The organism is Rhizobium sp. NLR16a (genome assembly GCF_017948245.1).
Lineage (GTDB): Bacteria > Pseudomonadota > Alphaproteobacteria > Rhizobiales > Rhizobiaceae > Rhizobium.
This window is the reverse complement of sequence record NZ_CP072868.1, coordinates 154,306-169,013: the sequence shown is the minus strand read 5'-3', so window position 1 is coordinate 169,013 and position 14,708 is coordinate 154,306. Positions and strand designations below refer to the sequence as shown.

19 protein-coding genes are annotated in these 14,708 nt (G+C 62.9%); 10 read left to right on the top strand and 9 right to left on the bottom strand.

Translation table 11 applies throughout. The features are described 5' to 3' along the window. Positions 1-74: 74 nt before the first annotated feature. Positions 75-581: a GNAT family N-acetyltransferase gene (locus J7U39_RS25555; RefSeq protein ID WP_011427107.1), complete on the top strand. Its 507-nt coding sequence runs from the start codon at positions 75-77 to the stop codon at positions 579-581. Positions 582-728: 147 nt separating this feature from the next. Continuing rightward, positions 729-1,265 (top strand): inorganic diphosphatase, encoded by a 537-nt coding sequence (ppa, locus tag J7U39_RS25550; protein WP_210632974.1) that lies wholly within the window; start codon positions 729-731, stop codon positions 1,263-1,265. A 4-nt stretch (positions 1,266-1,269) separates the two neighbouring features. Here ppa and J7U39_RS25545 read toward each other — a convergent pair whose 3' ends face one another. After that, the gene (locus J7U39_RS25545; protein WP_210632973.1) at positions 1,270-1,581 is read right to left on the bottom strand and encodes a DUF167 domain-containing protein; all 312 of its coding nucleotides are present in this window, start codon (positions 1,579-1,581) and stop codon (positions 1,270-1,272) included. Further along, positions 1,578-1,868, bottom strand: a complete 291-nt coding sequence (locus J7U39_RS25540; protein ID WP_011427104.1) for a YggT family protein — start codon at positions 1,866-1,868, stop codon at positions 1,578-1,580. The genes J7U39_RS25545 and J7U39_RS25540 overlap by 4 nt, the downstream gene beginning before the upstream one ends. 142 nt (positions 1,869-2,010) lie before the next feature. Between J7U39_RS25540 and J7U39_RS25535 the strand changes: the two genes are divergently transcribed. After that, positions 2,011-3,243 (top strand): MFS transporter, encoded by a 1,233-nt coding sequence (locus J7U39_RS25535; RefSeq protein ID WP_210632972.1) that lies wholly within the window; start codon positions 2,011-2,013, stop codon positions 3,241-3,243. A gap of 13 nt (positions 3,244-3,256) precedes the next feature. Here J7U39_RS25535 and J7U39_RS25530 read toward each other — a convergent pair whose 3' ends face one another. The 6 genes from J7U39_RS25530 to hemC all read right to left on the bottom strand — a co-directional run bounded on the left by J7U39_RS25530 (position 3,257) and on the right by hemC (position 9,462). After that, positions 3,257-4,009 carry a glutamine amidotransferase gene (locus J7U39_RS25530; RefSeq protein ID WP_210633045.1) on the bottom strand — a complete coding sequence of 251 codons (753 nt, stop codon included), beginning with the start codon at positions 4,007-4,009 and terminating at the stop codon, positions 3,257-3,259. Beyond that, positions 3,999-4,484 (bottom strand): TerB family tellurite resistance protein, encoded by a 486-nt coding sequence (locus J7U39_RS25525; protein WP_085860640.1) that lies wholly within the window; start codon positions 4,482-4,484, stop codon positions 3,999-4,001. Before J7U39_RS25525 ends, J7U39_RS25530 begins: the two co-directional genes overlap by 11 nt. Positions 4,485-4,501: 17 nt before the next feature. Then, positions 4,502-6,121: a heme biosynthesis protein HemY gene (locus J7U39_RS25520; RefSeq protein ID WP_210632971.1), complete on the bottom strand. Its 1,620-nt coding sequence runs from the start codon at positions 6,119-6,121 to the stop codon at positions 4,502-4,504. A 4-nt stretch (positions 6,122-6,125) separates the two neighbouring features. Next, positions 6,126-7,394, bottom strand: a complete 1,269-nt coding sequence (locus J7U39_RS25515; RefSeq protein ID WP_210632970.1) for a COG4223 family protein — start codon at positions 7,392-7,394, stop codon at positions 6,126-6,128. Positions 7,395-7,817: 423 nt separating this feature from the next. Further along, on the bottom strand, positions 7,818-8,525 hold the full coding sequence (locus J7U39_RS25510) for a uroporphyrinogen-III synthase (RefSeq protein WP_210632969.1): 708 nt from the start codon (positions 8,523-8,525) through the stop codon (positions 7,818-7,820). Positions 8,526-8,532: 7 nt separating this feature from the next. Then, complete coding sequence (hemC, locus tag J7U39_RS25505; RefSeq protein ID WP_210632968.1) at positions 8,533-9,462, bottom strand: hydroxymethylbilane synthase; 930 nt, start codon at positions 9,460-9,462, stop codon at positions 8,533-8,535. A 72-nt stretch (positions 9,463-9,534) separates the two neighbouring features. Here hemC and tsaD point away from each other — a divergent pair, with 72 nt between their 5' ends. From tsaD to J7U39_RS25480, 5 genes are read left to right on the top strand one after another with little or no spacing between them, the layout of a single operon-like run. Further along, a complete protein-coding gene (gene tsaD / locus J7U39_RS25500) occupies positions 9,535-10,632 on the top strand; it encodes a tRNA (adenosine(37)-N6)-threonylcarbamoyltransferase complex transferase subunit TsaD (RefSeq protein WP_210632967.1) in 1,098 nt (365 codons plus the stop codon). Continuing rightward, complete coding sequence (locus J7U39_RS25495) at positions 10,629-11,612, top strand: NAD(P)H-dependent glycerol-3-phosphate dehydrogenase (protein WP_210632966.1); 984 nt, start codon at positions 10,629-10,631, stop codon at positions 11,610-11,612. The genes tsaD and J7U39_RS25495 overlap by 4 nt, the downstream gene beginning before the upstream one ends. Before the next feature lie 10 nt (positions 11,613-11,622). Further along, the gene (locus J7U39_RS25490) at positions 11,623-11,916 is read left to right on the top strand and encodes a YciI-like protein (protein ID WP_210632965.1); all 294 of its coding nucleotides are present in this window, start codon (positions 11,623-11,625) and stop codon (positions 11,914-11,916) included. A gap of 2 nt (positions 11,917-11,918) precedes the next feature. Then, positions 11,919-12,350, top strand: coding sequence for an EVE domain-containing protein (locus J7U39_RS25485; RefSeq protein WP_210632964.1), 432 nt, complete (start codon positions 11,919-11,921; stop codon positions 12,348-12,350). Next, the gene (locus tag J7U39_RS25480) at positions 12,347-13,000 is read left to right on the top strand and encodes a methyltransferase (RefSeq protein WP_210632963.1); all 654 of its coding nucleotides are present in this window, start codon (positions 12,347-12,349) and stop codon (positions 12,998-13,000) included. The genes J7U39_RS25485 and J7U39_RS25480 overlap by 4 nt, the downstream gene beginning before the upstream one ends. On the opposite strand, the gene J7U39_RS25475 is transcribed toward J7U39_RS25480, so the two are convergent. After that, positions 12,997-13,509 (bottom strand): hypothetical protein, encoded by a 513-nt coding sequence (locus J7U39_RS25475; RefSeq protein ID WP_210632962.1) that lies wholly within the window; start codon positions 13,507-13,509, stop codon positions 12,997-12,999. The two genes, J7U39_RS25480 and J7U39_RS25475, sit on opposite strands and share 4 nt — an antisense overlap. 410 nt (positions 13,510-13,919) lie before the next feature. Here J7U39_RS25475 and sdhC point away from each other — a divergent pair, with 410 nt between their 5' ends. Next, positions 13,920-14,315 carry a succinate dehydrogenase, cytochrome b556 subunit gene (gene sdhC / locus J7U39_RS25470; protein WP_168296584.1) on the top strand — a complete coding sequence of 132 codons (396 nt, stop codon included), beginning with the start codon at positions 13,920-13,922 and terminating at the stop codon, positions 14,313-14,315. 10 nt (positions 14,316-14,325) lie between these two features. Then, positions 14,326-14,706, top strand: coding sequence for a succinate dehydrogenase, hydrophobic membrane anchor protein (gene sdhD, locus J7U39_RS25465; protein WP_210632961.1), 381 nt, complete (start codon positions 14,326-14,328; stop codon positions 14,704-14,706). The last annotated feature ends 2 nt before the right edge of the window (positions 14,707-14,708 follow it).

Sequence of the window (14,708 nt, the reverse complement as noted above, 5' to 3'; positions counted from 1 at the left end):
AGTCTGTGGGCAATCGATCACGATGCGCTCGCCGCATATGGTTAATTGCCTGCGGCAGGACCAGAGTAAACGTTATGAAGACGTTGTCGATCGATGTCCGGCGGGCCGAACCGCACGATGCCCGAGCCATTTCGGAAACGCACAGGCTCGCCTGGCAACACACCTATGCGGGCATCATTCCGCATCGCGCGCTGACGCAGATGATCGAGCGACGCGGCGAAAATTGGTGGCGCAAGGCAACACGCGGACCCGCGACGTTGCTGGTTCTCGATGTGGCAGGGACAGTCGCCGGTTATGCGACGCTCGGTCTCAACCGTGCCCGCGCCCTGCCGCAGGAAGGTGAAATCTACGAGCTTTATCTTCGCCCCGAATATCAGGGAATCGGTCTCGGCCACATGCTGTTCGGCGAGGCGCGCCGGCTGTTGAAGTCGCTCGGCTGCAACGGGCTGGTCGTCTGGTGCCTTGAAGAAAACGAGGCCGCCAGCCGCTTCTACCGCCATCATGGCGGGACCGATTTCTGCGAAGGCATGGAAAATTTCGATCACAAGCAGTTGAAGAAGATCGGTTTCATCTGGAACTGATCGGCCTGCTCGAGCGTCGCACACCTCTCCTCTAAAGTTTTTGCGGCATCACGCCTGTGTCATCACGCATCGGTGATCTGCCGTGTTGCGTTGCGAGATGAAACTGATTATCTGGCTTCGAGCAATTCAACCCCGCGGGAGTATCCTATGCGCATCGACGCCATTTCAATCGGTAATAATCCACCTGAAGACGTCAACGTTATCGTCGAGGTTCCTGTTGGCGGTCATCCGATCAAGTATGAAATGGACAAGGATGCCGGCACGCTGGTCGTTGATCGTTTCCTCTACACGCCGATGACCTATCCGGGCAATTACGGTTTCGTACCACACACGCTGTCTGAAGATGGCGACCCGATCGACGTGCTGATCGCCAGCACCCGACCGCTGGTTCCGGGCTGCGTCATCAACGTGCGTCCGATCGGCGTCCTGAAGATGGAAGACAATTCCGGCAAGGACGAGAAGATCATTGCCGTGCCGTCGCCGAAGCTGACGCTGCGCTACGAGAAGGTGAAGGACTTTACCGATCTTCCGGAGATCACGCTGAAGCAGATCGAGCATTTCTTCGAGCACTACAAGGACCTGGAGCCCGGCAAGTGGGTGAAGATCTTCGGCTGGGGCGATTCCAAGGAAGCCGGCCAGCTCATCATCGAGGCCGTCGAGCGGGCCAAGAAGGCGAAGGGCTGAACCCTCAGCCCAATAACGCTTCGAGCTTTTTTACCAAATCCTCCGGGTCGCCCTCAATCCGGAGGATTTTTTTACGCGCCGTCTCGCCGGAGACGAGGCTGATGCTGGATTTCGGAATGCGCAGCGACCGGGCGATCAGAAGGATCAGCGCCTTGTTGGCCTTGCCCTTCTCGGGCACTGATGTGACGCGCGCCTTCAACAGGGTCTCGCCGTCGCCATCCGCTTCGACGCCATCGATCGCGTCACGCCCGCCATTCGGCGTCAACCGAACGGCCAGGCGCAGCTGATCGCCGGAAAATCTCCAGGGAGGGCTCAAGCGACCAGCGGGTATAGCGTAGTCCAAAGGAAGGTACGCAGGAAGAAGATGATCACCAGCAGGATGATCGGAGAAATATCGATGCCGCCGAGATTCGGAAGCAGACGGCGGATCGGCTTCAGCGCGGGTTCGGTGACATTGTAGAGGAACATGCCGACCGAATTGACGAACTGGTTGCTGGAATTGATGACGTTAAACGCATAGAGCCAGGAGAAAACGGCACTGGCAATCAGGATCCAGGTGTAAATATTCAAAACCAAATCAATGGTTTGAAACAAGGCAAACATCGTCGTCTCCAATTGGTTGTTGACAGACATGTAGACATTGGCGACTAAACGGGCAAGTGCCGTGTCGAAACGCATGGCAGATCATGTTTAACGGGCGGCCTCGCAGCCATTCCGGCGCGCCCGCTTCCTCGGACAGGGCCCCATGTCGTTTTCGCCTACCGGAGACCGTTTCGCCGCGTTTCGGCATTCGTCCTACACGCGTTTCTTCTTCGCGCGCTTTCTGCTTTCCTTCTCGCAACAGATCGTCAGCGTTGCCGTCGGCTGGCAGATGTACGACCAGACCGGCAAGGCGATCTATCTCGGCCTGATCGGGCTCGTACAGTTCCTGCCGTCGCTGCTGCTCATTCTCGTGACCGGTTCGATCGCCGATCGGCACAATCGCCGGGCCATCGCCGCTCTTTGCTCTCTGGTGAGCGCGCTCTGCACGCTGGCGCTGCTCGTCATGACGGCGACGGGAACCTTCGCGCCCTGGCCGGTCTTTGCGGTGCTTCTGATTTTCGGGATCGAGCGCGCCTTCATGTCGCCGGCGGTGCAGTCTCTCGCACCCAACCTCGTGCCCGAGCGCGCCCTTTCCAATGCGATCGCCTGGAATTCATCGTCCTGGCAGCTTGCGGCGATCACCGGGCCTGTAATCGGCGGCCTGCTCTATGGGGTCAGTGCGACGACCGCCTATACGGTGGCGGTCATCTTTTCCGTCCTCGGGGCGGCTCTCCTCTTCATGATCCCGAAGCCGGAACAGAAGACGACGGGTGAGGCGAAGAGCTGGGCGATGATCCTCGGCGGCTTCAGTTTCATCCGCGCCGAAAAAGTCGTGCTCGGCGCGATCTCGCTCGATCTCTTCGCCGTTCTGCTCGGCGGCGCCACGGCGCTGATGCCGATTTTCGCCCGCGATATTCTGACGCTTGGCCCTTGGGGCCTTGGACTGCTACGGGCAGCACCGGGGCTCGGCGCCATCGTCATGGCGATCTTCCTCGCCGCCTATCCGCTGAAACACCGCGCCGGCCTCTATATGTTCATCGGCGTCGCTCTGTTCGGTGTCGGCACCATCATCTTCGGCGCCTCGTCCAATACAGAAATTTCGATCGCAGCGCTGGCGCTGATGGGCGCGGCCGACATGGTGTCGGTCTATGTGCGCGAGAGCTTGATCGCGCTCTGGACGCCGGATCAGCTGCGCGGGCGGGTCAATGCGGTCAACATGGTCTTCGTCGGCGCTTCCAACGAACTTGGAGAGTTCAGGGCGGGCACGATGGCATCGGTCTTCGGCGCGGTGCCGGCAGTCGTCATCGGCGGGCTCGGAACACTGGCGGTCGCGGCGATCTGGGCTTCAAGTTTCCCGAAGCTGCGCAGGATCGACACGCTCGACGCGCCCGCCTGACCACTAAACGGGATTATGCTCGCAGAGCGATAGACGGTGTCGCCTTCGCCGACTTTCCCTCGAAGACGAGATCGAGGAATTCTGTCAGCCAGGCTCTCAGCGGCGCGTCGAACAGCATGCGGCCTTCGAGGTGTTCGCGGCCCTGCTGGGCGTTCGGCAGAATGAAGCGATGCGCGCCGTGCACGACCCAGCGATGCATCATCACTCGGGTGAGTTCGGCATGGAACTGCAGGCCCCAGGCGTTGCCGTCGTAATGGAAGGCCTGGTTCGGGTAGGCATCGCCTTCGGCGAGCAGATCGGCGCCGTGTGGCAGCTCGAAACCTTCGCGGTGAAAATGATAGACCATCTTCGGCCAGTGCATCAGCAGGCGGCCTTTCTCGGTCGGGTGCAGCGGGTACCAGCCGATCTCCGTCGAGCCGTCGGCATTCGGCTGTACCTTGCCGCCGAGATGACGCACCAGCATCTGGGCCCCGAGGCAGATACCGAGAAAAGGGCGTTTTTCCCGTAGCGGAACCTCGATCCAGTCGATCTCCTTCTTGACGAAGTCATCCGGATCGTTTGCGCTCATCGGTCCGCCGAAGACGACGGCGCCGGCATGGTCTGCGAGCGTCGTCGGAAGCGGATCACCGAGGACCGGGCGACGGACATCGAGGCAGTAGCCTTTTTCGACCAGCAATTGCCCGACACGGCCGGCACTAGACCGCTCCTGATGCAGGACGATAAGGATCGGGCGCCGGTCGCGGCCCGGATTTTGCTCAGTCGGCATCATCTTGCGCAACCTGGATATCCGTGACCCTGGCGGCCGCCTCCTGCCGCTTCTGAATGCGTTCGCGTGAGGAGACGCCGAGCAGATCGGCGATACGCCAGATGACATGGTCTTCCATCTCGCTGCGCTCGCCATCGGCGTAAACGATGTCCCAGAGAATGCCGATCAGCTCCAGCCGTTGCTCGGTATCGAGATGGCGTTTCAGGTCGGCGGTGAAGCGATAATAGTCGACGGCGGAGCTTTCGGCTTCGAGGCCGGCGGCCATCAAAGCATCGAGCTGCTTGCTGTCGAGCGAATACTGCTCCTTCAAGAGCTTGCGCAGCCGCTTCTTTTCACTAGCCTTGATCTGACCGTCGGCTTCCATCACCTGCATGCAGAGTGCTGCCACTGCGATGCGCGGGTCATCGGGGGCAAAACCTTTCTTTGGACGATCGGCGGTGAGCTTCTGGAAGAATGCCTGAAAGCGTTCGAACATGCGGGTTTCGTTCCGTGTCAGAAAAGGCGAAGCCGTGTCTTGGGTTCCGGTTCCGTCCTGGGATCGCGAACGCCGGGATCATCCGGCAATCCGCCGAAAAAGGGCTTTGTTTCGTTCGGTGCTGGCGCTTTGTCGCTGGCGGTGGATTCGGCCGGTTTCGGCTTTGCCGGTGCCGGTGACTGTGCCGGCGCCGGGCGCACGGCCTCGGCGATCGTCGCGGCGCGTTCCAGTTCGATGATGCGATGATCGTTGACCGGGCTCTCTGGCCTGACGTCACGCAGCGGCGGCAGGGTCTTCAGAGCCGTTTCGATCGAGGCGGGCGCCGACCCTTCTTCGAGCGGCCCCTCGATCTGACCGAAGGGCGCCTTCCATTCGAAGGCGTCGAGACGACCCGTGACCGGCGACACCGGCAGCCATTTGTCGGAGACGAAACCATCCGCCACCCAGGCGGGATCGCGCGGGGCTTTCAGTGCCTGGGCCAGCCAGTGGCGCACGCGGCCCTGGTCGCCGGTCTCGGCTTCCTCTATGTCGGCGAGCAGCAGAAAGGCGGCTTCTCGCGGTTCAATACGCGCCGCCGCTTCCGCCTTGGCGCGCGCCTTGGCGAATTCCTGCGCGTCGAGCGCCGCCTGGGCGACGACGAGAAGAGATTCGACATTGTTCGGGCGCATCGCTTCCAGGCGTTCGGCGCGCTTCAGCCGGTCGAGCGTGGAATCGCCGCTGCGGGCTCTGACATAGGTCTGGCCGATCTCGGGATGAGGCGCCGATTTCCACACCTGTTCGAGGATCGAAGCGGCCTTGCGCAGACCGCCTTCGCGGAACAGTGCCTTTGCGGCAATGAGAGCGGCCGGAACGAAATCGGCGGCGAACTTCAGCGCCTGCAGGGCGTCGTCGCGGGCGCCGGCCGGGTTGCCTTCCAGCTTCTCGGCGGCGCGTGCCGTCAGGAGCACGGCGTGCAGGCGGTTGGCCTCGGGTTTTTCGACGACGCGGGCGGCCTTCTGCTGTTCGAGCAGTCGGATCGCATCGTCCCAGCGGCCAGCCTGGCTGCGATATTCGAGGGTCGCCTGGGCGGCCCAAGGCAGATAAGGTGCATTGTCGGCGGCCTTTTCGGCGTATTGGCGGGCGGCCTCGTTGGCTCCGAGGCGGCGGGCTTCGAGATAGAGGCCGCGCAGGCCAAGCTCCCGCGTTTCCGGGTCGTTGGCCATGGCTTCGAACTTGGCGCGCGCCTCATCATGGCGGCCTTCGATCAGTGCGGCCTGGGCCTCGAGCAGATTGATCAGCGGCTCCTGATCGGCGCGGATGAGGCCACGCGAACGAGCCGCCATCTTGCGGGCGAGCAATGCATTGCCGGCGCCGGCAGCGATTAGGCCGGTCGACAGCGCCTGATAGCCGCGGTCGCGCTTGCGGGCGCGGAAATAGCGGGTCACCGAATGCGGCGAAGTCCAAATCAACCGGACGAACCACCACGCGATCATCACGGCGGCGATGAGGGCGATGATCGCGCTGACGGCGACGATCAGTTTCGTCTGGTAGATCTGGCCTTCCCAGATCAGCGAGATGTCGCCGGGACGATCGGCGAACCAGGAAAAGCCATAGGCGAGAAGCAGGACGAGCAGGGCGAAGATGACAAGCCTGGTCATGGTCTCACCCTTCCTTGCCGGCGCCGGCGACCGCCTTCGACAGCGCCCCGCCAACCAGCTCCTCGACACGGATGCGCGCCTCCAGAGACTGCTTGAAGGCAGCGGAGGCCTGCTTGCCGGCAGCCGGCAGATTGTTCCATTCGGCGGAAGCGCCGGGCAGATCGCCGTTCTTCACCTTGTCCTCCAGGCGGGCGGCGATCGCCTCAACGCTTTCGCCTTCGATATTGCCGACGGGTCGGACCGTCACCAGTGATTTTGCGCTCGCCATCAGCCGATCCGACCAGCTCTGGTTTGGATCCGGCTGATTGATCGATTCGATGATGGCGTTGGCAACGTCGGGAACCTGACGCATCAGCTCGGCGCGTGAGGGAACGCCGGTCTCGGCAAAAGCGCGCAGATCCGTAACGGCAGGATCGTCGGGTGCGACGCCAGCGAAGGTATCCAGCTCGGCCAGGAACGGCCCGCCGCGATCGATCGCTGCCTTCAGGGCGGCTGCCGCGATCGCCCGCGCGACGGCAACATCCTCGCGCGGCTCGTTGAGCTTCTTTTCGGCCTCGGCCAGGCGCTTGGCGATATCGGCATCGCTGCTCGTCTGCTGGTCGGAGGACTGGGCAAGCATCGAGCGCAGCTGATCGACCTGACTGCTGAGCTCCGCAACCTTCTGGTTGAGAGCCTCGACATTTGCCGGATCCGCCGATGGCCCCGCCGCGGAGTTCTTCGCAGCCGTTTCCAGCGCGGCGATCCGCGTCTCAAGCGCGCCGTCGCCCGTGTTTGCGGGATTGGCGGCAAGGTTGGCGACGGTCTGTTTCAAGCCGTCGATCTCGCCGGAGAGATCGGCCACCTCGGGCGAGGTGGTCTCAGGCGCGGAGGAACCCGGGAGGTAACCGGCATATTGAATGACGCCTGCGCCAAGCAGCGCCACGAGGCCGCCGAAAATGCCGGCGGCGATAAGACCGGAGGTGCCGGCGCCCCGCGGCGCGGGCTGTTCGGCAGGGGGCGTGAAGGAAGGTTCGGCGACTGCCGGCGTCTCCTCCTCCGGCTCCGATTCGGGCTTGCTTTCAGGTTGAGGCTGCGACGCCGCTTCGGTTTCCGGCGCCGGGCCAAGATCCGCAGGGGGGCTGTCGGCGTCGCCGGCATCGTTGTTCACCGGCTTTGTGGTATCGGCTTCGGAGGCGAAGTCCTGTGCATCGAGGTCGATCGTGACCGGCTCATCGGCGCTCTTCGAATGGCGTGGCGGGTTTCCCGATACCATGAGGTCCTCTTTATCCTGCATTGCAACGAAACTAGACAGTGATGCCAATTAAGGGAAGAGGTTAGATCAAATTTGGGCGGTTTGGGCCTTTCCTGGTCAGATTGAAGCATTCTGTTGGCTCAAACGGAGTCGGAGGGTCGACCGGCCGGCGCGCGTCGTAGCCAAGCTCCACGGCCAAGCCGGCCGGTCGATCAGCCGGCCCGTTTCAGCCAACCCTCCCGCAGATTTGCGTGGCAAATCTGCAAGACTTTGGAAGCGCCGGACGCACTTGTCGCTTCGCCACGGCGAAGCGGTGCGGCCGGTGGGCCGGGCATGTTTCCGCCAGGATCAGAGGCGATCGGCTCGGACGTACCTTGGGGTATGCCCGTCGCCAATCGCCTCTGCCCTGACGAAAACCTGCTCCGGCAGAATGCTTCAATCTGACCAGGAAAGGCTCAAAAGCCTTCAAAGCAGCGACAAAAGACTTTGCTCATCCGGCATGGATGAAATCGCCACAGTTTTTTTCAGGGACATCGGAATGGCCTGCGCCACCGTTTCGCTCAGGCAGAGAAGGCGGATTTCGCGGTGTCCCGACAGGGCTGATCGCAGCTCCGCCAGGCGAAAAAAATCTTCCACCGTCTGCCGGGAATAGAAGAGAACGGCGTTAGGGCGGCCGCCGGAAAAGACAGCTTCGATCTCGGCCGGGCTCGGAGCAACCGGCGTCATGCGATAGCATTCGGCGACCGAAAAGCGGATGCCGAGTTGGCGCAATCTTGTTTCGAAGGTTTCGGCGCGCGGCAGTCCGGCGAGGTAGAGCAACTCCTCCGCTCCCTGCGTGGCGATGAGATCGGCGAGATCGCGGCCGTTGCCTGCGGACGCGGCGACCGAACGGAAGCCGAGTCCGCGCGCCTCTTGCGCCGTCATCTCGCCGACCGCAAAAAGCGGGCGGACAAGATGCGGACGAAGTTTCTCGCCGAGCGCGGATGCGACCCTGACGGCTTCGGCGCTGGTCACCGCGATCGCGCCGCTGGTGGCTTCGAGCGCGGCCGCGGCTGCGGCACTGTCGTGCTGTGGCCGGCGCAGCGGCAGCAGCAGAGGCTCGTGGCCCATATCGCGCAGACGTTGTGCTGTTCTTGTCGCTGAATGCGCGGGGCGGGTGACAAGCACACGCATGGCTGCTTCAGTGCCAGTCGTCGAAGAAGGTGCTGCCGGCTCTTGCGCGCACATCCTGGCCGGCGCGGGTGCCGAGTGCGGCCGCATCGCGGCGGTGGCCGTCCGTCGTCACCGCATGCTGGCTGCGGCCGTCTGGCGTGAGGATCAGGCCGGAGAAGCGGATCAGGTCGCCCTCGCAGACGGCATAGCCGGCGATCGGCGTGCGGCAGGAGCCGTCGAGAGCAGCGAGGAAGGCGCGCTCGCAGGAGACGGTGTCGAAGGTCGCGGCATCGTTGACCGATGCCAGCAGCTCGTCGATCCTCGTATCGCCGATCCGGCTCTCGATGCAGATTGCCCCTTGGGCGGGCGCCGGCGGGAAGGCGTCGGGGTCGAGGATATCGGTCAGCGCTTCGACCTTGCCGAGGCGCTTGAGGCCGGCAAGCGCCAGCAGCGTCGCGTCCACCTGACCTTCTTCGAGCTTGCGCAGCCGGGTTTCGACCGAACCGCGGAAGACTATGACGTTGATGTCGGGTCGCATGCGGCGGATCAGCGCCTGGCGGCGCAGTGACGAGGAGCCGACGGTGGCGCCATGCGGCAGGTCGATCAGTTTGGGTGCGGTGCGGCCGATGACGGCGTCGCGGATATCCTCGCGCGGCAGAAAGGCGGACAGATGCAGGCCGTCCGGCAGGTGCGTCGGCATGTCCTTGGCGGAGTGCACGGCGAAATCCAGCTCGCCTGAGACGAGCTTCTGTTCGAGCTCCTCGGTGAAGAGGCCTTTGCCGCCGATTTCAGCCAGCGGCCGGTCGGTGATGCGATCGCCCTTGGTCGACAGCACGACGATCTCGAACATCTCTTCAGGCAGGTGATGCGCCGCCATCAGCCTGTCGCGGGCCTCATGCGCCTGGGCAAGCGCCAGCGGGCTGCCCCGCGTGCCGATCCGGAAAGGTTTTGTTTGCATCCGCTCTGTTCCGTTGTTACCGGAGTTCTCGTAAACGGGTTTCGGCCCCATCGCAATGAACGAACAGGCCTTATGGTTCCCTTTCTGCGCATCCTTGGCATCGAGACGAGCTGCGACGAGACCGCCGCGGCGATCGTCGAGCGCGATGCGGAGGGCCATTCCAGGATACTCTCCGACGTCGTGCTTTCCCAGCTCGACGAGCACAGCGCCTATGGCGGCGTCGTGCCGGAGATCGCCGCGCGCGCCCATGTCGAGGCGCTGGACGAGTTGATCGAGGAGGCGCTGAAGCGCGCCAATGTGTCGCTGGCTGATGTCGACGCCATCGCCGCCACGTCAGGCCCGGGGCTGATCGGCGGGCTGCTTGTGGGATTGATGACCGGCAAGGCGATTGCAAGGGCGGCCGGCAAGCCGCTCTATGCGGTCAACCATCTCGAAGGCCATGCGCTGACGGCGCGGCTGACCGACGGGCTTTCCTTTCCCTATCTGATGCTGCTCGTCTCCGGCGGCCATACCCAGCTCATCCTGGTGCGCGGCGTCGGAGATTATGAGCGCTGGGGCACGACGATCGACGACGCGCTCGGCGAAGCCTTCGACAAGACGGCAAAACTGCTCGGCCTGCCCTATCCCGGCGGCCCGGCAGTGGAACGCATGGCGCGGGACGGCAACGCCGATCGCTTCGATTTTCCGCGGCCACTGGTCGGCGACGCGCGGCTGGATTTCTCCTTCTCCGGTCTGAAGACGGCGGTGCGGCAGGCGGCGCAGGAGATCGCGCCGCTCAGCGATCAGGACGTGGCGGATATCTGCGCTTCGTTCCAGCGGGCGATTTCACGCACGCTGAAGGACCGCATCGGCCGCGGCCTGCAGCGTTTCAAGGCCGAGTTTCCGGTCAACCAGGAAAAACCGGCGCTCGTCGTTGCCGGCGGTGTCGCCGCCAATCTCGAACTGCGGGCGACGCTGCAGGGTCTTTGCGACAAGAACGGCTTCCGCTTCATCGCGCCGCCGCTGAGCCTCTGCACCGACAATGCCGTGATGATTGCCTGGGCAGGGCTGGAGCGGATGGCGACGGGTGCGGTCCCGGATGCACTCGACGTCCAGCCGCGCTCGCGCTGGCCGCTCGATGCCAATGCGGAAAGGCTGATCGGCTTTGGAAAGAGAGGAGCCAAGGCATGAGCGAAAGGATCGCCGTCGTCGGATCGGGCGCTTTCGGCACGGCGCTTGCCGCCGTCATCGCCCTTGCCGGTCGCAGCACAGTGACGCTCGTCGGGCGCAATCCATCGCTGATGGCCGATCTGAAGAGCGAACGTCTGCATGATGCCGTGCTGCCCGGCATTGTTCTGCCGGAATCGCTCGAATTTGCCGCCGAGGCGGAGGCGATCGCCGGCGCCTCCATCGTGCTTTTTGCGATGCCCTCGCAGGCGCAGGCGGATGCGGCGCGGCATTATGGCCCATATCTGTCGAAAGACGCCATTGTCGTCACCTGTGCCAAGGGCATCGAGCGGGCGACCGGCAAGCTGTTGACCGACATGCTGGAGCGGGAACTGCCGGACCATCCGATCGCGGTGCTCTCGGGTCCGGGCTTTGCTGCCGATATCGCCAAGGGCCTGCCGACGGCGATGGCAATCGCGGCGGCGGATATGGAGACTGCCGAGCGGCTCGCCCAGGCGATATCAGGTCGGACCTTCCGGCTCTATGCCTCCAGCGACCGCATCGGCGTGCAGCTCGGCGGTGCGCTCAAGAATGTGCTGGCGATCGCCTGCGGCATCGTCGAAGGCCGCGGCATCGGCGAATCCGCCCGTGCGGCGCTGATTGCCCGCGGGCTCGCGGAAATGTCACGCTTCGTCGTCGCCAAAGGCGGGAAGGCGGATACGGTGCGCGGGCTATCCGGTCTCGGCGATCTGGTGCTGACGGGAACGAGCCATCAATCGCGCAACCTGCGCTTCGGCATTGCGCTCGGGCGCGGGGAAAAGGCCGATCCGCTGCAGGGCGCGCTGGTGGAAGGCGCGCTTGCCGCCTCGGTCGCCTCGCGGCTTGCCGCGGAGCTTTCGATCAGCATGCCGATCACCGACGCCGTTTCCGCCATCATCGACGGCAGGCTCGATATATCGGACGCCATCGAGCAGTTGATGACGCGTCCAATCACCACCGAATAGGAGAATAGACATGCTTTTCGCCCTGCTCTGCAAGGACAAGCCGGGACATCTGAACGTTCGTTTGGAGACGCGGCCGACGCATCTTGCCTATCTCGACAAGCTCAATGCCGAAGGCAAGCTTTCCATGGCCGGGCCTTTCCTTGACGACGAGGGCAAAGCCTGCGGCAGCCTGGTGCTTGTCAAGGCGGAGACGGCGCAAGAGGCAAAGGCGCTGGCCGACGCCGACCCTTACGCCATGGCCGGTTTGTTCGAAAGCGTCGATATCAAGCCCTTCAACTGGGTCTTCAACAAGCCGGAGGCGTGAGCATGGCGCATTGGCTCTATAAATCCGAACCTGCCTCCTGGTCCTGGGAGCAGCAAAAGGCCGCCGGCGAAAAGGGCACGGAATGGACCGGCGTGCGCAACTATCTGGCGCGCAACAACATGCGGGCGATGCAGATCGGCGACAAAGGGTTCTTCTACCATTCCAATGACGGGCTGGAGATCGTCGGCATCGTCGAAGTCGCAGCGCTGTCGCATCCCGACCCCACCGCAAAAGGCGATCCGAAGTGGGATTGCGTCGATATCCGCGCCGTCATGGACATGCCGAAGCCGGTGACGTTGAAGGATATCAAGGCGAACGAGAAGCTCACCAAGATGTCGCTCGTCACCTCCATGCGCCTTTCCGTGCAGCCGGTCACCGACGATGAGTGGGCCGAAGTCTGCCGCATGGGCGGGCTCGACAATCCCCCGCGTTGAAAACCGATCCGGAAGCCTTCATCCGCGCCAATACCAGTCTGATGGCGCCGCCGCATGTGCCGGAAATTTCGCTCCATCTGGCCAGCGAGGCGCATGAGCTCTGGCTGAAGACGGAGGAAGAGCTGGAAGCGATCGGTCTGCCGCCGCCTTTCTGGGCTTTCGCCTGGGCGGGCGGGCAGGGACTGGCGCGCTACATTCTCGATTATCCGGAAATGGTGCGCGGCAAGCGCGTGCTGGATTTTGCCAGCGGCTCCGGCCTCGTCGGGATTGCGGCGATGATGGCCGGTGCGCGTGAGGTGACGGCCGCCGATATCGATCCCTGGGCGGAGACGGCGATCCGGCTGAACGCCAGGGCCAACGGCGTTTTTCTCGGATTTACCGGCGCCGATCTGATCGGACAGGATATCGCCGCCGATGTCGTGCTTGCCGGCGACGTCTTCTACGACCGTGTCTTCGCCGATGCGCTCGTTCCCTGGCTGACGAGGCTGACGGGGGAAGGCATATTGGTTCTGGTCGGCGATCCCGGGAGAAGCTATCTGCCACGGGAACAGCTGGAATTCTGTGCGGCCTATCAGGTGCCGGTGACGCGGGCGCTGGAGGACAGCGAAATCAAGAAGACGACGGTCTGGCGCTTCGGCTCAAGATCTTAAGGCCGGATCACGCAGACATTGGCCTCGTAGCTGCAGGGATCGTCCTGGACGCCGACGTCGATGACCTTCGCATTCGGCGCCTGGGGCGCGAGCCGTGCGCCCGGATAATACCCATAGCCATAGCCATTGCCGCCGACATAAGTCCCGCCATCGATCTGATAGGCATAGGAGCCGGCATAGGTGTCGCCGCTGCCGCCACCCGGCGGCTGGGGCGCGAAGATAACCAGGCTGCTGCGGGCAACGCGATTTGTCGCCGGGGACGAAAACTGCTTCAGGAACGGCATACGCTCCCTGCCGGGTCGGCGAATATAGGCGCTGTCGAAACGGATGCCGCGATCGCGCCAGCCGAGGCGTTGGCCGAGAAGCAAGCCATTGTGCAAGACGTGGCGGTGGCCAAGGAAGCGATGATCGGCAAAGCGATGATCGAAACGGCGCTCGCCGGCGGCGGCAGGCAAGGCGACAAGCGCGGAGAGCCCAAGCAGGGCGACTGCAGACAGACTGCGAAACATGGATGTCGGCCTCCGGAATTCCCGATCGTTAACAAATCGTTAATGCCAGATTGCGCCAAAAGCCGCTGCTTGTCCATGCGCCTGGAAGGAACGGCATAAATATTAAGCCGAGTTTCGTTGGGGCGGTTCAGCCTCTTCGCCGAGGCGCAGAACCGCCCTTAACCTTTTGTTCTTACGGAATTCCGGGTGGAAGGCCGCTTCGCACCTTTCTGGAGCTTCTCCCGCCCGCAAACTTCGCGGCAACCCGAATCGATTAAATTAATAGCGCACAGCGATTGTGCTTGTCGTCGGGCTTTCCGGTGAGTAAACGTCGCAATTGATGCAACGCACACAGAGAATTTTGTCATTCGTGTGGTTGACTGAGCATGCTCCGAAATCCGGGAGCGCAGAGAAGCCGCCGCGAGGTTCTGATGGCGAACGTGACAAATAACCGGCCCCTGTCGCCGCATTTGCAAGTCTACAAACTTATTCCCACCATGGTCATGTCCATCGTCCACCGCATCACCGGCGGTGCGCTCTATGTCGGCACGCTGCTGGTCGCCTGGTGGCTGATCGCGGCGGCAAGCGGCCAAGCGTCGTATGACTGGGCCAATTGGGTGCTCGGAAGCCTTCTCGGCAAGCTGGTGCTGCTCGGTTATACCTGGGCGCTGCTGCACCACATGCTCGGCGGTTTGCGCCATCTCATGTGGGATCTCGGCTACGGCTTCGAGAAGGAAGTCTCGACCAAACTCGCCATCGCCAACATCATCGGGTCGCTCTGTCTGACCGTGCTGGTCTGGGTGATCGGCTTCCTCATTCGCTTCTGAAGGTCCTCTCATGGATATGCGCACCCCCCTCGGCAAGGTTCGCGGGCTCGGCCCCGCCAAGGAAGGCACGAGCCATTTCTGGCGTCAGCGGCTGACCGCGGTCTCCAATATTCCGTTGATCCTCTTCTTCGTAATCTTCATGATCACCTATGCCGGCGCGCCCTATGCGGACGTGGTTCGCGCCCTGTCGAACCCCTTTGTCGCCGTTGTCATGGGATTGATGGTGATATCGGGCGTCATCCATATGAAGCTCGGCATGCAGGTCATCATCGAAGACTACGTGCATGGCGAATTCGGCAAGATCGCTCTGCTGATGCTGAACACCTTCTTTGCGATCGTGATCGCCAGCCTCTGTCTCTTCGCCATTCTGAAAATCGCATTCGTAGGATAAGC